This window comes from Fructilactobacillus sp. X8R4C1, from assembly GCF_059900905.1.
In genome coordinates, this window is record NZ_JBWXVJ010000004.1 from 161,749 (window position 1) to 185,196 (window position 23,448).

Here is a 23,448-nt window from a genome sequence, read left to right on the forward strand (position 1 = left end):
TCAGGATTTTCCTGTTATACTTTAAGAATTATTTAAGAAATTGGAGGTTACATTTGATGGACAATAAAAAGTTATCATTATTTGCGTTAGTCTTAATGATCTTTACATCCGTCTTCGGATCAGCGAACATTTCCAGAGCGTTCTACCTAATGGGGTATGCCTCAATCATCTGGTACATCCTGGCAGCGCTCTGCTTCTTCATCCCGTTCGCGTTCATGATTGCGGAGTTTGGTGCGGCTTTTTCAGAAAAGCACGGTGGCATCTACACTTGGATGAGCGAATCAGTTAATCCTAAATTCGCCTTCACGGGAATCTCAATGTGGTATGCTTCCGCCATCATCTGGATGGTCAACACCAGTTCCGCCATCTGGGTCCCACTTTCAAATGCAATCTTCGGCGTTGATAAAACGTCAGATGCTCACCTCTTTGGACTTTCAAGTGTTGAAACCATCGGCCTTTTAGCCGTCCTTTTGATGATCGTGATTACGTTCATTGCTACCCGTGGGATCAGTCAAATTCAGAAGGTCACTTCCATCGGCGGGTTTGCGGCAATGCTAACCAATGTAATCCTCATTGTTGGTGGGGCCATCATCCTTTTAATTAACGGACATACCTTTCAGCCGCTCTCCTGGAAAGCCGTCTTAGTATCACCCAATCCGCAATACGATTCATTAATTAATGTCCTCGGATTTATCGTATACGCCATCTTTGCCTACGGTGGACTAGAAACCATTGGGGGCCTCGTCGATCAAACCAAGACTCCCGAAAAGACTTTTCCTAAGGGAATCACCATCTCGGCCATCACCATTTCCGTCGTCTATTCGATTGGGATTTTCATGGTTGGAGCTTTTACGAACTGGAACCAGGTCTTGGGTTCAAAACACAACATTAACCTAGTCAACATCCCCTTCGTTATCATGAATAACTTTGGTTATCAACTGGGGACCGCCCTGAACTTTCCTCATAGCGTCTCCGTTCAAATCGGGATGTGGGTCAGCCGTTACGTTGGGGTTTCCATTTTTCTAGCACTGAGTGGGGCCTTCATCACACTCGTCATTTCGCCAATCAAGACGATCGTGGAGGGCACTCCCAAGGAAATTTGGCCGAGGTTCTTTACCAAAATCAACAGACACAACGTACCAGGCAATGCCATGGTGATTCAGGGACTCTTAGTCATCTTATTCATCCTCGTAATCTCATTTGGAGGACAAAGTGCCAAAGCTTTCTTCAACATCCTGGTTCAGATGACCAACGTGGCCATGGTAATTCCGTACCTGTTCATTGCCTTCTCGTTCATTGGTTTTAAAGCCAACCAGAAAATCAAGAAGCCCTTTGTCTTCTACAAGAATTCACTGGTCGCCAAATTAGCGGTCTGTGTCGTAATGCTAACGGTCGGTTTTGCCATTATTTTTACGATTATCGCTCCCGCTTTGAGTGGCAACTACGTAAGCAGTATCTGGATGGTCGTTGGACCTGTCTTGTTTGGTATTGTGGGTTATCTTTTGTACCACCACTACGAAAAGAAATATCTAAGTAAATAAGCAAAAATGAGACGTCCCTTTGGTGAGGGGGCGTTTCATTTTACATTTTCACTACCCAATCCTCTTAGCTTGAAACCATTGACTCATGTATAATAGTTATAAGACATCTTTACCGCAAAGCACTAAGAGGAGAAAACATTATATGGAATTATTAGTTTCAATGTTTCCGATACTAGTCCCAATAATTCTGCTGGGCTTTTTAAACATGCCAGCTTTAAAGGGAATGAGTGTAACGGCAATACTTGTTATTTTAGCTAGTTTATTGGTTTGGAAGATGCCAATGAAAGCTCTGGCAGCTTCAGCCATTCAGGGAGTCCACAAAAGTCTAACGATTGCCTGGATCCTCCTTGGGGCACTGTTATTACTAAGAGCACTGGAATACACCGGATCAGTGGACCGGATTAACGCTGGCTTCACCAATTTAACCACCGACATGCGCCTGCAAGCCATCCTGATTGTCTTTCTGTTTGGGTCCCTAATTGAGGGAGTCTCGGGCTTCGGTGCTCCAGCCATGGTCACCGCGCCACTGCTAATTGCTCTGGGCTTTAAACCGCTCTCTTCAATCGTTTTAGCCCTTGTAGCCGACTCAACTGCCGCCTCGTTTGGAGCCGTAGGAACTCCAATAACAGTTGGTCTAAGTAACACCGTTAGTCCCGCTGAGATGGGCAAAGTCGGGTTAAAGATTGCTAACCTCGAGTTAATCAGTGGGACCCTGGTTCCGCTGATCCTCATCGTTATGCTGGTCTTTTTGCTTCCCAATCAATACACCAAGCACCGCTTCAAATCAGTTTTACAGGTTACTCCATGGTGTCTTGCCATTGGGTTAATCTACTCGACTTCAACCATTATCAGTCAATTATTACTGGGGTACGAACTAACATCCGTTATCAGCCCCATCATTGCGCTGATCTTTGCCATCTTAAGTATTAAATTCAACATCTTACTACCAAGGGATGTTAAGAAAAATCCATGGCAGCAGTCCGAAAAAGTAACTATCAAAGAGCCCCGAACCGACATTTCACTAATTAGAGCGTGGTTACCATACGTCCTCGTGGTCGTTTTACTGGTAATCCCTAAACTCGTCAAACCGGTCCATAACTGGTTAAACAGCCACGTCAACCTATCATTAACCAACATTCTTGGCTTTAAGGCAATTGACTCGAGCTGGCTCCTTTTAGCTTCACCGGGAACCGTCCTCTTGATTGTTGCCCTACTAACGGTTCTGCTTCGTGAAGAATCATTTCGTTCGTTTTCACACGAAGCGTGGGACGTGGTGAAATCAATGAAGACCACGCTTCTGACCTTAATTGTGACTTTAATCATGGTCCAGGTCTTTACTAACACCAATTTTAACGGCGCCAAACTAGACAGCATGCCCGGTTACTTGGCATCGTTTATGGCTACTCACCTGCACGGCGTCTGGTTAGCAATCGCGCCAATTTTAGGCGCGGTTGGCTCATTTGTCACCGGGAGCACGACCGTCTCCACCCTGACTTTTTCATCAATTCAGGCTGATGTCGCCGTGGACGCTGGCTTAGACAAATTTCTCATCCTCGCCGGTCAAGTCATCGGTGCTGCGGTTGGGAACATGATTTGTGTCTACAACATTGTTTCAGTGAGTGGAGTAGTTGGATTGAAAGGACAGGAGGGGACGGTAATGCGGAAGACTGCCATTCCAGCAGCCGCTTATCTCTTTTTTCTCATTATCTCCATCTTCATATTCAAATAATTATAGGTAAACAAAAAAATCCATCCCAATTCAACATTGGAATGGATTTTTTTCAGATTTAATTATCAAAAATTTTAATCTTTAAACGTCCATACTTCGTTAAGTAAAAAGCCAATAAACCCTAGAATCAGGATTAAATCAGTCCACATGACGGAAAGATGAGAAATTCCAATTATTACCAAAAGAAACACAATCAGGGTCACAATCCCACCCCAAATACGTTGCTTTGGAGTAATTTCACCTGCAATCTCCATTGCTGGATTCTTAATAAATAAAGTGACCGCCCAAATAATGATACAGAGGGCACTTAAAATAATCAAAATCCAGTCAATGAAACCAATAGGAAAACCATAGATGATCTCTTGGATGCCTTCAACCACACTAGTGCCAAATAAAATCATGGCCATGGCCGTCCACAGTAAACTGATACGACTAGTAAATGCGTTTTTCTTCATATTTAACACCTACCTTTAGATAAATTTTAACATATATTTAACTTTGAAAGAAAATGTTAAAGAAAAAGGGACTGACATCGTTTGTTCATTGACGTCAATCCCTAAAAATATTTTATAGCAATGCTTTAAGTTTTACCTCTGATCAGCGGCCCACTTGGCAAACTGGGTCCAAATCTCATGCTTTTCTTTCTCATCATCAGTACCCTTTGACGCCTTAATCGTCGAAGCTAACTTGGCTTTTAAGGATTTTTTCTGATCAGCTGTCAAATTTTTAACCGACTCAGTTAAATTAACCTGGCCCTCTTCCATTCCTTGATTAGCCAAGTTCAAGGTCCCGTGCTCGTGGCTGTTTTCAATAAACGACCAAATTGGGATAATGATAAATAAAGTCAAAGCAATTCTAGGAAAGAAAAACGCCAAAATAATCAAAATAACGTACGCCGCGATTGAATAGTTAAAGTTTCTGGCAAAAATATAGTTGAAAACTTCATGTTGCTTGGAGTGCTTTCGGTACTTGACTTCCGCAATTTGCGACACAATGATGCGAAAGACCACCAATAAAATTAGTGAAAGAGTGCCATAAAGCATCACCGTGATTTGCGATGTATCGTCGGTCATAAGCTTTGTAAAAGTTGGAATTAACGACATGAAAAAGAGGAACACCAGGTCCATGACAACCGTCTTGTTGGCTACTTTTTCGGTATCGTTGAATACTTGTGCATGCTGGTACCACAAGTTCCCAACAAAACAAAAACTAACGGCATAAATTCCAATGGCACGAAATAGAACCAGATACTCAACGTTTCCACCAATCTTCTCAATCGGCAGTTCCAACACCATCACGGTAATAATGATGGCAATAATGGCGTCACTGAAGGCATCAAGTCGATCTTTCATTTTTTTCTTGATTTCACCCATAACGTTTCCTCACTTTGATAGATTTACGCTAATTATAGCACGCCATTATGGAGATTTTAAGCCCATCAGAAAGCATTTCACAGCGACTACCGTTATGTTTTTTACATGCAACAAAAAAGGCTATCAAATCATTGATAGCCTTCCGTTTGGCAAAACATATCATAACCGCGATCACTGATTAACCGTCTTTATGGTGTTCCACTATCTTTTGAACCATACTTGATGCTCCAGTTAAGCGTAGCGTCATATCCCCCGGTACTACCGACGGCACTTCCACTCTGGTTCATCCTTAAATCAAGTCCTTGATTAGCATTCCATTTAATTGGAGTCGTAATCTTACCATCTTCCTTTTTTCCAGGATAGTTGTAAACCTGGACGTTGCCAATTCCTGGATTCAAAATGGTTGGTTGCTTGCTGTTTAAGGCAAAGTAAGCCAGTGAAAATGGTGACCCGGGCCTCCCAATCTCATGTGGATTTTCAGGAGTATTCTCCTGAGAGAGCCAGACACTGTACGGACTCTTAACACGACGATCATCGGTTAAACTAGCAACCTCGTACCCTTTGTTGATGTCAATCGGGGTCTTTTTCTTGCCAAGGTTTCTTGGTTGCATGTACTGATCCTTAAAGAAGTAGTCATTTTGAAAGCCGTAGTCTAAATCCTGCGGTTGATTCAAAACAACCGATCCATTATAGAAATTATACGTTTCTTTTCGTCCTTGAAACTTAAGTGAATCCTGGTTGCGATCGGTTCCCGTCAATTCAGGAATTGAACTCATATTATCAGGATTATTGTCACCGAGTTGAAGGTCAGCGGTAATATTAGTTACAGCTCGACCATTCATGTCTGGAAGATTCTTAATCGTAATCTTCTTAGCGTTCTTAAAGTTAGAGTTGGAGTCTTTCCCACTAATCTCATAATCGTTGGTGTCACTTACCGTATAATCACTATTACTAATTGGTTCTCCGTTAACATCAATGTTCTTGATGTCTTTAATACTTGGAACCACAAATGAATACGAACCATCTTTAAACTGCGTGCCTTCAATCATGTTATGAAGGGAAATCTTGTACTGAACCTCACTTCCGTCTTTGACGTCGGTCAGATTATTGGTCCAAGTATTGCCACCGTCATTTGACATCTGGTTTTGTAAAATAACCCGTGGTTTAACGTTGTCGTACGGGTTATTCGACATTTCGACGGTCGCCTGACTTGACTTAACCACTCCGTCATCCGGTGCCGTAAAGTTACTTCCCTTAGCGGTTACCGTATTCTGCTTAGTATTAGGATCTGGATCAGTAATAATCGTGCGAAATCCAACCGAGTCAGGTTTCCCATCATCGTCGATGGGTTCAATTCCGTTGGGGTATTCCGCCACGATTTGATCGTTATCGTCCAGACCACGCATCCCTAGATTGGTCATGTCATCCGTAACCTTAACGTTATCCCAGGTATTTCCTAAACCATTATCTTTGTAGTTGTAGGTATCGACCTTATAAAGCATCACGTCTCCAACCTTAGCGTTAGTGACAAGGTCCTTAAATTCACTTGGATCGATTTCCTTAATCATGTCATTTGCGGCACCGGTATCACTATCATAGGGATTAATATCCTTATACTTCCCCTCACGTTGAAGTGCACTTAAATCACAAACTAATTTTTTAACTCCAGGAATCTGAGGAATTTCGGTATTGGCAATGGCACTGACCATGTTCAACGCACCAGTTGCACCAGTAAATCCCCACCATGCGTAGTCACCTTGAAATTGGCTCAAAGGAACATTTTCAGTAGTGGTATGCTGATCAATTCCGTCAATTGAGTGACCAGACTTGGGATCATTATAAGTAACCGTTGCGGTGGCATGATCCGACCTGGCGTTACTATCTGGTTGCCAGTCATTAGGCATCCACTTGTAAGTCACCGGGATCCATGTTCCCTGATTAGCCGTTAAAGATGGCGTCTGACTATAATCATGGTGATTGATTCCAATATGATCTTTATCGTGCCAGTCAAATGGACCAGTGAATTCATTTGGATAAATGAACGCCGTATGCGGAATCTTTCGCGGCAATTTATGGTCACTATAATCTCCGTTGTAGTATGGATCAAACTCAAACGATAAAGCATTGTGAATAAATTGGGTCCTCAAATATGCCTTTTTAGGATTAACATGATCATTGTCAATTGCCTTTGAAGCGGTTCGGACATTTCCATATGAACCGAGTGATTCACCCGATGATCCGATGGCATTTGGATTGTCATTTTGCAGGGTAAAGGTCAGTCCATCAGCTAATGTTTTAACTTTTTTCGGGTTTTTCATATAAACGTAAAACTTAATTGTAAACGGTTTTTGTAAATCAACTTGGTTCTTCCACCACATGGTTTGAGCAGAATGATCATCACCAGTATTATCAGTTACCACCTGAACGTTGGGATATCTTTTTTGAACGCTTTCATTCGGTTGAACCCCAGCAAACATAAATTCATCCATTGACGGACCTGATTCTGGTGGTGCAGGAATGTTATACGGATTATCTGGATCCGCCCTAACACTCATCATTGCGCCACAAATCATAAATACAGCAGTACAAACCACTCCTATTAATAGCTTATAAAGTACTTCTCTTTTTATTCTCATTTTTTCTCAATTCTTTTTATTTTTCTTTTTGTGATAGAACATCCGACAAATCCAAAAAATAATCCAAATTTCGATGGTCAAAAATACCGCAATTAAAACCGGTACGTATGACTCTACTTGGTTTGATAACTTTAGTGGGGTAAACGTCTTGTGCAATCGAACCGTTTGCTTGTCAGAATGGATCATAACATCCATCCGATACCTACCAGGCTGCAATTTTTGATAGGGAATTGTCCACACCAAAGGAGTATTCGGGGCAATACTGACATCCGAATATTCCTTTATCGTATCCAATTTTTCGTTATGAAAAACTTTGACTCGCACCCTCGCATGTTGAATCAGCTGTGGGTAATTATTCTTAATCGTAACTTTAAACGCATTTAATCCATCATAATTTCCACTCTCGATGTTTGAAATTTTTAAACGATCTAATTTCAATCCATCCTGTCCACTTAACGAAACTCCAATAACGTAACTGGCTAAACTGTTAACCTTCTCGTTTGAAACGGAAGGAACCACTCCAGTAGCAGTAATGCCAGCAAGTTCTGTTCCCATAACTCGTGAATTTGTCCTGATTTGGTAATTGACTACCTTACTTGCATCCGGAGCCAAATTCACTTCTCTTTTAAGTTTTCCAACAACTTGTCTAGAAACCGAATTCTGATCATTTTTAAGCACGCTTGGATTAGCGTATGAAATACTGCCACTCGACGTGGTCGTTGCATTATTCAGCGTTAACCTAATTTTAATGGGACGGTCTCCGTGATTTTTCAAAAGAAGCGGGAGCTGGTATTCCCGATTCGGTTTAGCTTGAATCGCAAAATACTCTTTGCCCTTTTGAAGTGGAAGTCCACCCAAAACCGGCGTGGCAGAAAATGACGGATAATCATCCGAATTGGCCTGGGAAGTCATTGGCACAAACAGTTCAATCAACAAAACTCCAACTAAAATTATAATTTTAATTAGTTTTCGCATTTGAATTTTATTTCGAATTCTTCAATTCTAATTTTTTAATGAAATGACGGTTTAATATAATCAGAAAAGCGATAAAGAGAAAAATCACTCCGGCTACCATTGTGCCCCATTTAAGCATTTGTCCTGTTTGAGGTAACGTACCTTGTTGCTCCCCACTAACAGCAATGGTTGGCGGAATTTTAGTGCCTTCTGATTCAGAGGAACCTGGGGTTTTATTAGACATATCTTCAGGTTGACCACCCTGTCCATTGGGTGCCGGAGTTACGTTTCTACCAATTCGAATTGTGGTATTTGAATTAGATTCACTCTTCGCAAACGAAGCAGCGTTTGCTCCTAACCCAACGGCTATTAAAATAGTTAATCCAGTTAACAGTACCATCCTTAAAAACTTAGAACATTGTATTCGCATTTGTACATCTCCCAACCTAGTTATTTAGATTGATCGTTTCTTTTATCAAGTTCTGCTTGCTGTGCGGCAATCAAATCCTTTTGTTTTTTGTGTTGACGGTACAAAACGTAGCATAAGATCAAGATTAAGATTAACAAGATAATCAATAGGATGATCCACCACCAGTTTTTATTAGCATTATTAATTGCTGCCTGAGCAATTGAGATATGGAAATCTTTTTCAATATCCCACTTGTTTCCGTTAATGTCTGAAGCCTGCAAACTCAAATGATAATTACCGGGTAACAACGCGTTTTTGCCAAAATTATTCATAAAATTAAAGTTGGAATTAGGCGCCATACTTAAGCCACTCTGGTTGGCCTTACTCAAGACCTTCTTCGGATTACTCTTTCGGTAAATCTTGTCTTTTAAATGCATTTGACTAACCGTCGTGGGCTTTTCGTTTGCCAACTTGGTATAAATCACCGGTTCACTAGCTACCTTCCCCGGTTTAATGCCTTGAGCCGTAAGCTTTGGTTTAATGGTTTGATTAGTGTTGTCACGAAGATAGACGGGCATTGCTAAAGCAAACTTATTATTAACGCTGACTCCCCTTAATTTAGCTGCAGAAGGTGGTAACTGTGGACTAACGTACAGTCCCCCCATGATGACACCTTGATAGGTCTTGTCAGGAGCTTTTACGTTAAAGTTAACGTTGGTTCCCTTGTTAGGAGCTAAGTTAATCGTCTGCTTTTTGTCTCCTTGGACTAAATCCTTGAATTTATACTTCAAAGTTTTATCAGTCGGAAACTTATTAGTCGGATTGAGCGCAATGGCACCACCACCGGAAGTAAAAGCAGTTGTTGGTTCAATGCTAAAGGACTGGGGTGATTTGGATAAATTAACGATGCTCAAACTAATTTGTTGGGTTTGACCCGGCTTGGTTTGAACAAAGATCACTCCATCTTGCTTAATTTGATTCTTAGTGTAATTCGGTTTAACCGCAATTGATGGACCTTGGGCTGCATTTGTTTTTAAGGTTCCAAGTATCGGAATCATCAAAAGAATGGTTGCAACGGCAAGTAAAAACGGTAACCAGAATTTCTTCAACCTTGATAAAATTACAATCACGTCCTACTTAATTAATTTTCTAATTTACTAAAAAGAAGACAAACCGTACGTGGTCTGTCTTCTTGGTTATACAATACACACCCGTAAAGAGAACTATTAGTTAGTTGGGTTTTGTGGGCCTTGTGCGTTAAGAGTCCAAGTAATTTGTGCGTTGTAATCAGCTGGAGTAACGTTAGCTGGCATGTTCAAACTAGCGTCAGTACTCTTTGAGTAGTTAACTGAAGTTGATCCTAAACCTTGACCAGCATTAGCTGAAAGAACTTGGGTAGAATTGTTAGATCCGGCTTGAAGCAATGGAGTATTAACTTCAGCGGTACTGCCAGTACTATTCTTATAAGCGGTTTGATTTAATTGAACACCCCAACCATTACCAGGTTGATCATTAAATTGACCTAAAGCAGCTGAGACATTCCAACCAGCACCATTTGGTTGGTCTTTGACGGTACGACCATCAACAACCACTAATTGTGGCTTACCATTACCGGTTTGGTTATCATGCAACGGAATCCCGAATTGTGGGTTAGGGTTGTTAGCTGCTTCACCGAAGTTTAAATCTGGAACTTCTGATAAAGTTAAGTATCCGGTTCTTACTTGAACGTGAGCATTTGACTTTTCTGATACTGAACCAGTAGTGTCATTAGGAGTTGAGCTAGTGTCGCCATTTACAGCATCGGCATTTGCATTAACATTACCAACGGCCATTGACAAACCTAAAACGGCTGCTAATGATGCCACACCTAAAACTAATTTCTTACCAATATTTGCTTCCATAAAAAACTACCTCCAAAAAATATATTATTTTATTGCTAATAAATTGTATGTTTGTAATGGTGATAAAGCACCACAGACACGCAATCTAATAACATCTTTCACAAAGACATTATACCATAGAATAAAATCCTTGTGCAATAAAAATAGGAAAAATTTCACAACACCCACTTCTTTTCACAATATCCTAATAGAATCCAGGCTTCATGCAAAAGTCTACTATTAGTATAACTTATAAATTGATTATTTTTCAAGCTAAAAAAGTCACGGTGACCTTTCGATCACCGTGACTTCAATTAATTCTTATTAATTAGTTAGTATAAATTATCTTAGTACCAACCGTGTGATTGCCAGAATGATTGGGCACCTGACCATGAACCATAACGTGAAGTTACGTATTGGTTGGCAACTCGATCTTGGTTAGCAGCTGAGTAGTCACCATTTAAGTATGACTTAGATAATTGGTACTTACCGTAGTAGTTACCATTTGAAGCAGTGTATGAACCGCCTGATTCACGTGCCGTGATCCAAGCTTTGGCTGCATCATCACCACCGTTGCTTGAGTAGTTAACGTTAGCTGGTTTAACAGTATTAGTTTGTACAGCGTAAGTTCTTTGGTTAGTTCGTGGTGCTGCTGGAGCTGGAGTGCTCTTTTGAGCTGATGCTTGTACATTAGCCTTTGGTGATTGGGTTGGTTGAGTATTAGCTTGTTGCTGTGGAGCTGGGGCTTGTTGTACGGGAGCTTGAGCTTTTGGTGCTACTGGGGCTGGGGCTTGTACTTGAGCCTTTGGTGCTGGTTGAGCAGCAACTGGTTGTTGTACAGGTTGTGCAGCTTTAGCAACTGGGGCTTTAACAGCTGGAGTAGTTTTTGGTGCTTGGTAATTAGTAGTTTGTGCTGGTTGTGATACTGCATTTGGAACAGTAACACCAGTTGGGATTACTAATCTTTGTCCAACTGAGATTTGGTCAACATTTTGTAAATGGTTAGCTTTGGCGATTTGGTTAGTAGAAACTTTGTATTGTTGAGCAATTTCTGAAACAGTGTCACCTGATTTAACTGTAACGTTTGTTGAAGCATGGGTGGTGTTAGCACCTACTGCTAATAAACCTAATGCTGCGGCACTTGATAAAACTACGGCCTTGATACTTTTTGACTTCATAATAATAATCACTCCTAATCTAAATTTCTTAACTAATTTTCGTTTTCCGGTTTTCTGTTTTTTAAATTCGTTGATCTCCTGTATCAATCAACAATGTATATACTAAACGGAAAACATTACACACAAATAACACAGTGTTTAAAAAAATCGCCGATTTTTGTTATTTTGTAACATAAGTAACATGTTTTGCAACATAACCCTAAAAATCACCGAATTATTGAGTGTTTCCTGTATCATTTTGTAATTTTTACTCGTTTTTTTGCCATATATTCCCTTCAATTTCTTCAAAATCACTTCAAAAAAAGGTTGACAACCATATTTTTAGGTCAATTCACCTTAATTTTTCCTTTTTTGACCTGTTTCTACTATATTAATATGGTAGAAAACTTTTTTTATGTCATTTAAATTATCAGCCTTTTTTTACGGCCAGCCACTTTATGACCTGTACCAATTTGGCAATCAAAAAATTATTTTAAACTATTTATAATGAAGAAATGCGTCAAGTTAGGGATACTTTAGATAGCGCTTTCATATGTGGAACAATAAGGAATAAACCACTTTTTTTGGTAGCAGTAGTGTTATATAATTGGTCTTGTATACGAATAACTATAATTATTAAAAGGAGTGAGTATTAATGGCAACTGCTAACCGTGCATTATTCATGCTTTTCGGTGGCACTGGTGACCTTGCTTTGCGAAAGTTATATCCAGCCTTATTTGAACTTTACAAAAAGGGCAGTATTGACAATCATTTTGCACTGCTTGGGTTAGCTAGACGACCCCACACCGATGAGGAATTTCAAAAAATGGTTTTGGATTCCATCTCGTCAGAAGCAGATAACCAAGAACAAGCTGAAGAGTTTGCTAGTCATTTTTACTTCAGATCTCATGATGTTACCAACGTGGAACATTATCAGGCCCTGAGTAAATTAGCCGACGAACTTGACAAGAAATACGAACTTAATGGTAATCGGATCTTTTATGTTTCAATGGCCCCAAGATTCTTTGGAATCGTTGCTAAAAATCTGAAAGAACAACACGTTCTTTCAGACAATGGTGGCTTTAACCGCTTGGTAATTGAAAAACCATTCGGTCGAGACTATGAATCTGCTGAAAAATTAAATGATGAATTAACCGCTGCATTTAAGGAAGACCAAATCTTTCGCATCGATCATTATTTAGGCAAAGAAATGGTTCAAAGTATCCCAGTTATTCGATTCGGTAACCCCATCATCGATGCCGTTTGGAACCACAATTACATCGATAATGTCCAGATCACCCTATCCGAAAAACTTGGTGTAGAAGACCGTGCAGGATATTACGACACAGCTGGTGCTTTACGTGATATGATTCAAAACCATACCATGCAAATCATGACCCTCCTTGCAATGGATAAGCCGGAATCATTTGTTGATACTGACGTTCGTGCTACCAAGGTCAAAACCCTTGAAAGTATGAACTTCTACAATACTGAGGGTGTCAAAGAGAACTTTGTTCGTGGTCAATATGGAGCTGGTAGTGGTTCAGCCGCCTACCGTGACGAGCCAGACGTTCCACACGATTCTAATAATGATACCTTTGTTGCCGGAAAAGTAACTTACAATCTTTCTAGATGGGAGGGCACTCCTTTCTACGTTCGAACTGGTAAGAAGTTAAAAACCAAAGCCACTAGAGTTGATATTGTCTTCAAAAAAGACATTAACAACATCTTCAGTAAAGCCGGTTTGCCAGATACTCTTAAAACCAACGTCCTCTCAATTTTAATTGACCCTCGTGGTGGAATTACACTGAGAGTCAACGTCAAGGACTCCAAACAAGGTTTCCATACCGAAACCATCGACCTTAGTTACCTACAAAATGATGCTCGGGCTTCAGAAGTTCCTCAACCATACGAGCGTCTTTTCCATGACATCTTAAATGGTGATCACACCAACTTTGCAAGCTGGCCAGAAGTTGCCGCCGCTTGGAAGTACGTTGACCCCATTCAGAAGTACTGGGACGAAACCAAACCTGATTTTCCTAACTACGAACCAGGTTCAATGGGACCAAAGGCAGCAGACGAGTTATTAGCTCGAGATGGTCACAGTTGGTACTTCCCTGCTGAAAAGTAAAGAAAGTGCTTACAAAATTTGAAGTTTCTATTTCACAATTCTAATGTGAAATGGTAAACTACTAGTGTAATGAATTAACATATATATTCGAAAAGGAAGGTATATTATGGCTGATAAAAAAGCAAACATTGGTGTTGTTGGTATGGCTGTTATGGGTAAGAACCTTGCCCTCAACATTGAAAGTCGCGGTTACACAGTTGCAATTTATAACCGTACTGCAAGTAAGACTGAACAAGTAATGAAGGATCACGGTGACAAACACTTGATTCCAAGTTACAACGTTAAGGATTTCGTTGAATCAATTCAAAAACCTCGTACGATCTTATTGATGGTTAAGGCTGGAAAGCCAACTGATGCCGTTATTGCTGAACTATTACCATTACTTGATAAGGGTGACACTCTTATTGACGGTGGTAACACTAACTTCCACGATACTATGGCTCGAAGTGAAAAACTTGCTAAGTCAGGTATTAACTTTATCGGAATGGGTGTTTCTGGTGGTGAACTGGGAGCCCTTAAAGGCCCTTCACTAATGCCCGGTGGTCAAAAAGAAGCCTACGACCGTGTTGCTCCAATCCTTGAAAAGATTGCTGCTAAGGCCGAAGATGGCGAACCATGTGTTGCTTACATTGGCCCTAACGGTGCTGGTCACTATGTAAAGATGGTCCACAACGGTATCGAATACGGTGACGAAGAATTAATCGATGAAACCTTCAACCTTTTGAGAAATGCTGCTGGTTACTCAGTTGATGACCTTGCTAAAATCTTCAAAGATTGGAACAAGGGTGAATTAAACTCATACTTGATCGAAATCACTGCTGACATCTTGACTAGAAAAGATGACTTAGGCGACGACAAGAACAAGCCAATTGTTGACGCAATCTTAGATCGTGGTGCTAACAAGGGTACTGGTAAGTGGAGTTCAATCGATGCTTTAGACATTGGTGCTCCTCAATCAGTTATCACCGAATCAGTTTACGCTCGTTTCATCTCAATGATGAAAAAAGAACGAATGGCCGCTTCAAAGGTTCTTCATGGTCCTGCCAAAGAACCTAAGTTTAACAGCGACGAAATCGTTGAAAAGGCTCGCCAAGCATTATACTTCGGTAAAATCATGAGTTATGCTCAAGGTTTCGAACAAATGCGAATGGCCTCAGAACACTACGGTTGGGACTTGAAGTACGACCAATTAGCTAAGATTTGGCGTGCTGGATGCATTATCCGTGCCCAATTCCTTCAAAACATCACTGATGCCTTTGATAAGGATCCTAAGTTAACTAACTTGTTAATGGACCCATACTTCTCAGACATCGCTAACAAGTACCAAGACTCAGCTAGAGAAATCGTTTCGTTAGCTACTGAAGCAGGTATTCCTGTTCCATCATTGTCAGCTGCCGTTTCATACTTCGACTCATACAGAGCTCAAGTACTTCCAGCTAACTTGCTTCAAGCACAACGTGATTACTTCGGTGCTCACACTTACGAACGTACTGACCGTCCAGGTAACTTCCATTACCCATGGTACAAAGAACAATAAAACAAACGTTTTAAAAAGATCGACTTTAATAGTCGATCTTTTTCTATGTTTTTAGCTAACAAACAAGCATTATAGTCTAAAAAGCTGTATTATGATGGTGTAGTAGATAGTTAAACAATTAGGGAGGAACAAGACAATGTCCGAACGAAAAGTATACAATGATTATTTCTATGATGAACCAGCTTTTAACACCCATGACGGTGGATACATTCCACTCAAGGTGCCTGATGTTCCAGAACACAAATTAAACATCCCCGAAATTTTAAAGCCCGATAAAGAAACCGATACCGACATGTGGTACACGGTGGATGCTCAACCAGGTGAAACTCAGATTTTACCCGGTGAAAAAACAAAGACTTGGGGTTACAACGCTAGTATTTTAGGTAAGACCATCATTTTAAAAGAGGGTAAACACATGCATGTGACCTTAAAAAATGACTTACCAGTTTTAACCACCTTTCATTGGCACGGACTAAATGTTTCCGGTCCATACGTTGACGGTGGTTGTCACGCACCAGTTTACCCTGGTGAAAGCAGTGAAATTGAGTTTACGGTGGATCAGCCTGCTGCCACATTGTGGTTGCACGCTCATCCATGTCCAGAAACTTCTGAACAAGTCTACAAGGGTCTTGCAACCCCAGTGGTTGTTCAAGACGACATTGAATCCAAGTTACCTTTCCCAAGAAATTACGGAGTCGATGACATTCCCGTTGTCCTACAAGACCGTCATTTCCACAAGGGTAACCAACTAAACTACAGAGAAGACTACGATCCAGACGGTGTTCAAGGTCCAACTGCCATGATTAATGGTACCGTGAACCCCTACTTTGATGTTACTACCCAACGAGTACGACTCAGATTCCTGGACGGCTCCAACCGTCGTGAATGGCGCCTTCACTTTGATGACGATCTAAAGTTCACCCAGATTGGTTCTGATGGCGGAATTCTTCCTGAACCAGTCGAGTTTACACACCTCATGATGGTTTGTGCCGAACGTGATGAAGTCATCGTTGATTTCAGTGGTTATAAACCCGGTGATGAAGTTCAACTCTACTCCGACGACGTTCCCATCATGACGTTTAAGATTCATGAGTTCGCACCAGACAACACCAAGCTCCCAGATCACCTCGTTGACATGCCACCATTTGCCAAAATTGACAAGGACGCTCCCGTTCATAAGGCAGCTATGTCTGGAATGGACGAATCCGTTGAAATCAACGGTAAAAAGTTCGATATGCAACGAATCGATGATCGCCAAGAAGTCGGTAAAGAACGAATTTGGGAAGTATCTAATTCAAACGAAATGGATGGCGGGATGGTTCATCCTTACCACATGCACGGAACTCAATTCCGAGTACTTTCCAGAAACGGTGGTGACCCTTATCCAAACGAACACGGTTGGAAGGACACCATTGGGGTTAACCCCGGCGAAGTCGTTCGCTTGCAAGTTAAGTTCGACTTCCCTGGCGTTTACATGTATCACTGTCACATTACGGAACACGAAGACGGTGGCATGATGCTTCAGATCCAGGCTTATGACAAGAATGATCCACACAAGAAGTACAAGTTAATGAACATGGATACCCTACTGAACGCTCTTTCAAAAGAAGAGGGCATCCCAGTGAAGGACTTAGATATCCCAGCTATGAATTCATACAAAAAGATGGGAATCCACATGTGTTAATTAAAGATTGGAAAACAGCTGCAGTGATGCGGCTGTTTTTTTGTGGGTAAAATAATATCCATAAGATAATTTAATTTTCAAACAAAAAAAGACTTAGCTCAATTAAATATCGAACAAAGTCTTTTAAGGTACAAGAATGTGTACCATATATCATACTATAAAATTATACGTATTTAAGAAATAATTGTTATTTATATCTTACTTAAATATTTACTTCTCTTTATATTGTCTATTTTTTTGATGTTTCCTAAATTACTCCAATGACAATTATTAATTCCAACTTGCTTTAATGTACTTTTTATAAACACTCTTCTTATATAATTACCAGCAAATAGTTTTAAATACCAAGTTGGAGACTTAGATGTAGTGTAAACTTCAACATTCTCAATATTTTTTATATTACCTTTTATTCCAAATTTAGTGTCAGTATATGAAAATTTACATTTAAAAACTTTATCAAAGAATCCCTTTATAATTGCCGGAGCTTCATTCCACCAAATTGGGAATATAAAAACAATTTTAGATGATGATAAAATCATTTTTTGATATTTTTCCACTAATTGATCTGTTGTTTTACCATATTTAAATAGCTTTAATTCATCAGTAGTATATACAGGATTAAATTTATCTTTATATAAATCAATAACAGTACAGTTTCCTTTATTTTTATCCTCAATTGCTTCTAAAACTGAGTGATTAAAGCTTTTATTATATGGATGAGCATAAACGATTAATGTTTTCAAAATTTACCTACTTCCTAGTATATATATATTTACCATTTTAGAAATAATTACCTTTGTCCAATTCTTATCATAACTTTGGATATTATGATGTCCTATTATTATAGATAAACCCATAATAAAACTCCATAATTGCATTGTTTCAATATTATTTTTCATATGGATTTTATTTTCTAAAGAAAACTTATTGACAATATCTTTAAACTCATCAAAACCAGGTAAAGATACATCAGATGTTAATTCTTCATTTTCTGATTTTGTTGGTATGACATAATCACTTAAAAATAATGCATCAAAAAATTTTGGATATTTGACTGAAAATTCAACAAATTTACAACCCATATTTATAAGCATATTTTTATAACTAGATTCAATGGAAATATTTTTTGTAAGATACGCTCCAAATATTGATGATATTTCAAGTATTACATAGTTCAAAAAGTCATTTTTATTTTTAAAATGCCTATAAGGACTCGAATGCGTGACTCCACATAAACTAGCTACTTTTCTTAAAGAAACATTATCAATTCCACCTGATTTAACAATTTCAACTCCCTTTTTTATCATTTCATATTTTAAAGATTCTTTTTTATTTTTAACCATAAAACTCCTGCTTTTAATAAAGAACACAATAACAATAGTTGTTCAAAAAAATTATTCTTGCAGTATGACATTGACTATTTATTCTAGTATGAACTACCAAAAATTTTTGACTATATCGAATACTATCAATATTTAATTTTATGCTTCTAGGTAAAACTATCTCTTTATGACTAGTTAACTTTATCCAACTCTCTTTAATACACCACAAAATTGTCATATATTTATTAATACTCATTTCTTTTTTTGCTATCTCAAAATATCTTAATTCTTCATCATTATTGCAAAAATATTCAAAAAAATTATGATTATTTTTTAATACCAATTGACAATCAATTCCACAATTAACCGTAGTTATTCCAACAAATTCCTTATTGGAATAATGAGAGATACTTATGAAATATTTATCTTTAACTATCCCATTATAAATTAATATTGGCTTACCATTTTCTCTATTTACAATGTCAATATTAGAAAACTCACTTTTAGCATTAATTTCTAGAAAGATTGATTTAAGAAGAATTCTACTATAAACATAAGACAATTGTCTCTCTTTAGATAAAGAGTTGAGTTTTTTAGATCTAATTTCTTTTTCAGTTAAAAATTTGGTCAGATAATTTATATTACTATTATAATCAAATTCAAATGATTCAAATATACCAACTTTATTACTTATTTTACTCAATAATTTCATTGTTTTTTAAACTTTTTTCTAATTTAATTAATTTCATACAAGGTATTTCAAGCATAATATTGTTATCATTATCCACAACAATTGCCATATACTTAACATATTCATTACTATCATTGATTTTTTTACAAAAAATTTTATAATCATTATTTTTATTCATTCTAGAAAAAAAGACAGAATAAATAATATTTATAGGTATTATAGAATTCCCATAATTATTAAACTCATTTAATAACATTACTCGACCTATATTATCAATGCCAATAGGATTTATTTGACTATAATAATCTTTAATATCATTCAAAATTACACTTTCATCTTTTTCCTCCATCATAGCCATACCAATATCATTCTTAAATAACTCAACACTATTTAAATATTTAAAATCATTCCCAAAATAAATATTGTCTTTTGCTACACGATAATATTTAGAAAGATCAATATTAACCCCTTTATTGGATATATAATCATAAGGATGAAATTTCTTCTTAGCTTTTTTCTCCTTAGATAAAATTATCTCACCACTAGAATGTAATCTATCTTCTCTCAATACTTTATGATTTGAATTCATAAAATCAGATCTAATTTCAAACTTAAACATCATTTCATTACTGCTTTTATTAACTAAAAAAAGCCTAAATTTTAATAATAGTGGATTTTGTTTATAAAATTTAACGAATTCATTAAATTTAAAGTTCTTTATCTTGTTTATTTCAAACCCATCAAAATCGTGAATATCACAAAATAACTTGCTTAGCTCGGCGCATATTTCAACATGGAAAACTCCTGCCAAAACATTTTGTCCTTTAACAATATGTTCTTCTAAATGTTTATCAACAGAAATATTTATTTTCTTCTGACCCTCAATAAATTTGTTGCTATATTTATTTATTTTGTTAATCCAAGGATACTTTATCTTGTTTACCACATGATTATTCTCGTCTAATTGAGTTTTATAATTATATTTTCCTAAATTAATATAATCTAGTTGCCCTTTAGGCATATTTTCTGTACCCAATTCTCCAAAATATAAATATTCTGAACCATTTCCATCATCATTAAGTTCATTTAAAAAATGTCTTACTCCTTCTGTTGGATCAATATAAGTTAATCCCCGCTGATTTTGTTGAATTTCCATAACATCTGAATTAGATGCCATTCCAACTTTGTCCCATGCAGGCCAACCAATAACTTTAAATATAGCATTAGAATTATAATTAACTGCTTTTAATTCATTAGTTATTTTAACTAGAACATCTGCGCCAGCGGAATAGTCAGCTTGACCATCCATACCAAATCTTCCTGAAATGGATCCCATACTAATTACAAATTTTGTATTCTCATTAATAAAATATTTATTCAATAAAAATAAAGAATTGGCTTTTAATGTAACAACTTGATTAGCTAATTTCTCATTTTTATTGATTATCTTACCAAACGATGGCAGACCTGCACCATTAACTATTCCTTTTATGTCTATACCTTTATTTATTAATCGTTTCTTTAAATTGTTAACATCATCATCATTACTACAATCACACGAAACATAATCAATATTATATCCATTACTTTTCAAATACTCTAAATTTTCTAACAATTCTTTAGAATGTAATAATTTATTAAATTCATTAGCCATATATAAAGGTGATTCTTTACTATGTTTATTAAATTCATCCATCATGAATTTTCGTTTATAATCATTTAATTCATCATCATTCATTCTTGCAATTTTATATGTTTCTTCGGTTATTTTAGTTCTTCCAGTTATAACAGCAGCGCATTGGTACCTTTCTAACATCCCAATTAATATTTTATTTGTTATTCCTCTGCCACCGCCAGTAAACAAGATTGTATCGCTCTTACTTATTGAAATATCTTTACTTTTATTTAATTTAATTGCAGGTATTGTTACTACCTTTTTCCTCTCATTTTTCGTGTATGCTATCTCAATATTATTTCCAAATGAGGTCATTTCAGAAATGATTGTTTTTTCTAGAATATCATTATCATGTATATAATCACTATCGAAATCTACAACTTTACAATTAATCGGCCTTAGTTCTTTTTCTAATCCCTTAATAAATCCGGTTAAAATTCCACTTAAACTATTACTTGTATTACCACCCTTTTCAATGCCAAAAGCATTGCCAACATTAGTTAGTCCTATATAGCAGGCTCCATTACTCAGCATTTCATAATTATATTTAGATGAATAAAATGCACAATTGTAAATATAATTAACTTTGTCATTCCATTTATTAAATGTATCGTTTAAATCTGAATTAGTAAAAAAAGAACTCATATTCAATATTACGTCGAAATTACTTTTATCTTTAAAATAATTTTTCAATTCATCATCAGATGTATTATAACTAAATGAACAAAATTCAACATTATTCGTTTTACTTAATAACATAACCAAATTACTGGAAAGCTCTTTATTATCACTATTTCCAATAACCATAATGTTCTTATTATACAAGTTTAACTTACTATCTTCGTCTACTATTGAATATGGAATAGTAACTGCTTCATATCTATTAGCTTTATTCATAATACTTTCCCTTAAAGGCCTCAATAACATCATCAACAGTTTTAACTGATGAATTATTGTTAATATCATCAATGTTTAAATCTTTAGCTATCTCATTTACAATTTCGCCAATTTTTACGGAATCAATGCCCAAGTCCGCTTCCAACTCTGCGTCATTTTGTAAAATTTCTTTAGGATATCCTGTCTTCGATGCAATTGTATTTAATACAAGATCATCAATGTTTGTACCATTTTTATCCTTTACTTTGTCATTCTTCTTATCATTATGTTTAATAGATTTAATTTCACCTGTATTATTTAAGTTAGTATTAAAGAAATCAATTATATCTCCTACAGATTTAGGAATAATTGTTTGATTTGTAATATCAATGTTACTTTTTTTAGAAATTTCATTTATTATTTCACCGATTTTAACTGAATCGATACCCAAATCAGCCTCTAATTCAGCATCATTTTGTAAAACCTCTTTGGGGTACCCTGTCTTCGATGCAATTGTATTCAATACAAGATCATCAATGTTTGTATCACTTTCATTTTTTATTTCATCATTCTTTACATTATTATCTATACTTTCATTTTCTAAACTTGAATTGCTTATACTTCCAATATTAATATTTGTATCATTAAGGTCTATAATAGACTGAATCTTTTTAGCTACTTGCGGAGAAACTGCATATTTTATGCTGATATTGTCATATTTACTATGAATCATTTCAAATACGACATTTTCCGGATAGCCAGTTATTTTTTGGATCTCAGTAATTTTACTATCGTTTTCATTCATTGATTTATTACCTTCCATTTCTGTACGATCTTTAATTAAATTCAATTTAATTTGTATTATTGCTTCACAAAACGTTAAATTATCATCGCTTTTAGGAGAATTTAAATTAATTGAAACATAACAATCTGATAAAATATTATCTACTAGATTAGTCAATATATATCCTGATCCAATTTCTACAAATATTCCTACCTTATATTGATAATGAATCTCTTTAATGCTTTTCTCAAAATCAAACTTTTTAATTAAACTATTTGAAATAATTTCAGGAATATTTTTAATATCACTTTTAGTTAACTCTCTTTGTAAAATTGGCGAATAAATATTATAGTTCATTTCATTAAACTTAAATTCAGTAATAGACTTTTTAAACTTTTCAACTACCGGCTCCATTAGTTTTGAGTGAAATGGGAATGGACTTTTAACTATAGATGATTTTATTTTCTTTGAATCCAAATATTTTCTTAATTTTAAAATTTTAAAAATATTATCTGAAGTAACAACATGTTGATTGTCGTTAACAATAGATATTTCCATATGATAACTATCAAGTATTTTTTTAATTGAATCTTTATCCATATTGATACTTAACATTATTCCATTATTTGTTTGGGGCAAGAAATTCAATATTTTAGCCCTTCTGTAGCATATATCAATTCCGTCTCTAAAAGAAAATACATTTGCACAACCTAATGCAGATATTTCTCCTAAACTATGGCCAATTAAAATATCTGGTTTTATTCCATAACTAATCATCGTTTGAAACATTGAATATTCAACTATAAATATAGCTGGTTGCATTACATAAGAATAATTAATAGCAGGGGTGTTAATTAAATCGCTTAATTTGTCATTAGTTTGTGATACTTCCTGATAGTATTTATCTCCTAGCGCTAAATATTTTTTAAAAATACTATTGTTAAAATCTTTAAACATTTTTTTATATTGAGATCCATGTCCAGGAAAAGTAAATGCTATATTATTATATATTTTTGGTATACGTTGCAAAATATCATTATTTTTTAATAAAGTGTTGTCTTTCATTATC

General features: G+C 36.6%; 18 protein-coding genes. 5 read left to right on the top strand and 13 right to left on the bottom strand.

Translation table 11 applies throughout. The features are described 5' to 3' along the window. Positions 1–56 precede the first annotated feature (56 nt). Positions 57–1,541: a glutamate/gamma-aminobutyrate family transporter YjeM gene (yjeM, locus tag AC6UDA_RS06750; protein WP_500695849.1), complete on the top strand. Its 1,485-nt coding sequence runs from the start codon at positions 57–59 to the stop codon at positions 1,539–1,541. 142 nt (positions 1,542–1,683) lie between these two features. Further along, positions 1,684–3,270 carry an L-lactate permease gene (locus AC6UDA_RS06755; RefSeq protein ID WP_500694115.1) on the top strand — a complete coding sequence of 529 codons (1,587 nt, stop codon included), beginning with the start codon at positions 1,684–1,686 and terminating at the stop codon, positions 3,268–3,270. A gap of 74 nt (positions 3,271–3,344) precedes the next feature. Here AC6UDA_RS06755 and AC6UDA_RS06760 read toward each other — a convergent pair whose 3' ends face one another. The 8 genes from AC6UDA_RS06760 to apf all read right to left on the bottom strand — a co-directional run bounded on the left by AC6UDA_RS06760 (position 3,345) and on the right by apf (position 11,700). Then, complete coding sequence (locus tag AC6UDA_RS06760; RefSeq protein ID WP_500707403.1) at positions 3,345–3,725, bottom strand: hypothetical protein; 381 nt, start codon at positions 3,723–3,725, stop codon at positions 3,345–3,347. 132 nt (positions 3,726–3,857) lie between these two features. Next, the gene (locus AC6UDA_RS06765) at positions 3,858–4,643 is read right to left on the bottom strand and encodes a TMEM175 family protein (protein ID WP_500711421.1); all 786 of its coding nucleotides are present in this window, start codon (positions 4,641–4,643) and stop codon (positions 3,858–3,860) included. 188 nt (positions 4,644–4,831) lie between these two features. Next, entirely contained in the window at positions 4,832–7,237 is a 2,406-nt protein-coding gene (locus AC6UDA_RS06770; RefSeq protein ID WP_500711424.1) for a hypothetical protein, read from the bottom strand. Positions 7,238–7,285: 48 nt separating this feature from the next. Continuing rightward, positions 7,286–8,254, bottom strand: coding sequence for a WxL protein host-binding domain-containing protein (locus AC6UDA_RS06775; RefSeq protein ID WP_500695854.1), 969 nt, complete (start codon positions 8,252–8,254; stop codon positions 7,286–7,288). Positions 8,255–8,261: 7 nt separating this feature from the next. Further along, positions 8,262–8,663, bottom strand: coding sequence for a hypothetical protein (locus AC6UDA_RS06780; protein ID WP_500711426.1), 402 nt, complete (start codon positions 8,661–8,663; stop codon positions 8,262–8,264). 20 nt (positions 8,664–8,683) lie between these two features. Next, positions 8,684–9,751, bottom strand: a complete 1,068-nt coding sequence (locus tag AC6UDA_RS06785) for a DUF916 domain-containing protein (RefSeq protein WP_500707398.1) — start codon at positions 9,749–9,751, stop codon at positions 8,684–8,686. A 117-nt stretch (positions 9,752–9,868) separates the two neighbouring features. Continuing rightward, positions 9,869–10,543, bottom strand: a complete 675-nt coding sequence (locus AC6UDA_RS06790) for a WxL domain-containing protein (RefSeq protein WP_500711427.1) — start codon at positions 10,541–10,543, stop codon at positions 9,869–9,871. 326 nt (positions 10,544–10,869) lie between these two features. Then, positions 10,870–11,700 (bottom strand): aggregation-promoting factor, encoded by an 831-nt coding sequence (gene apf / locus AC6UDA_RS06795; RefSeq protein ID WP_500711429.1) that lies wholly within the window; start codon positions 11,698–11,700, stop codon positions 10,870–10,872. Between the two features lie 634 nt (positions 11,701–12,334). Here apf and zwf point away from each other — a divergent pair. The 3 genes from zwf (at position 12,335) to AC6UDA_RS06810 (ending at position 17,031) form a co-directional block, all read left to right on the top strand. Further along, the gene (zwf, locus tag AC6UDA_RS06800; RefSeq protein ID WP_500695859.1) at positions 12,335–13,810 is read left to right on the top strand and encodes a glucose-6-phosphate dehydrogenase; all 1,476 of its coding nucleotides are present in this window, start codon (positions 12,335–12,337) and stop codon (positions 13,808–13,810) included. 106 nt (positions 13,811–13,916) lie between these two features. Beyond that, positions 13,917–15,347, top strand: coding sequence for an NADP-dependent phosphogluconate dehydrogenase (gnd, locus tag AC6UDA_RS06805; protein ID WP_500694125.1), 1,431 nt, complete (start codon positions 13,917–13,919; stop codon positions 15,345–15,347). Positions 15,348–15,483: 136 nt separating this feature from the next. Further along, on the top strand, positions 15,484–17,031 hold the full coding sequence (locus tag AC6UDA_RS06810) for a multicopper oxidase family protein (RefSeq protein WP_500694126.1): 1,548 nt from the start codon (positions 15,484–15,486) through the stop codon (positions 17,029–17,031). A 191-nt stretch (positions 17,032–17,222) separates the two neighbouring features. On the opposite strand, the gene AC6UDA_RS06815 is transcribed toward AC6UDA_RS06810, so the two are convergent. Genes AC6UDA_RS06815 through AC6UDA_RS06835 form a run of 5 tightly spaced genes read right to left on the bottom strand, consistent with a single transcriptional unit; the run spans position 17,223 to position 23,444 of the window. Beyond that, entirely contained in the window at positions 17,223–17,774 is a 552-nt protein-coding gene (locus AC6UDA_RS06815) for an NAD(P)H-dependent oxidoreductase (protein WP_500695860.1), read from the bottom strand. Positions 17,775–17,777: 3 nt separating this feature from the next. After that, positions 17,778–18,374 carry a TetR/AcrR family transcriptional regulator gene (locus AC6UDA_RS06820; protein WP_500695861.1) on the bottom strand — a complete coding sequence of 199 codons (597 nt, stop codon included), beginning with the start codon at positions 18,372–18,374 and terminating at the stop codon, positions 17,778–17,780. 13 nt (positions 18,375–18,387) lie between these two features. Continuing rightward, positions 18,388–19,065 carry a 4'-phosphopantetheinyl transferase family protein gene (locus tag AC6UDA_RS06825; protein ID WP_500695862.1) on the bottom strand — a complete coding sequence of 226 codons (678 nt, stop codon included), beginning with the start codon at positions 19,063–19,065 and terminating at the stop codon, positions 18,388–18,390. Next, positions 19,049–21,616: an SDR family NAD(P)-dependent oxidoreductase gene (locus tag AC6UDA_RS06830; RefSeq protein WP_500695863.1), complete on the bottom strand. Its 2,568-nt coding sequence runs from the start codon at positions 21,614–21,616 to the stop codon at positions 19,049–19,051. Before AC6UDA_RS06830 ends, AC6UDA_RS06825 begins: the two co-directional genes overlap by 17 nt. Continuing rightward, entirely contained in the window at positions 21,609–23,444 is a 1,836-nt protein-coding gene (locus AC6UDA_RS06835; RefSeq protein WP_500695864.1) for an ACP S-malonyltransferase, read from the bottom strand. The genes AC6UDA_RS06830 and AC6UDA_RS06835 overlap by 8 nt, the downstream gene beginning before the upstream one ends. Positions 23,445–23,448 lie beyond the last annotated feature (4 nt).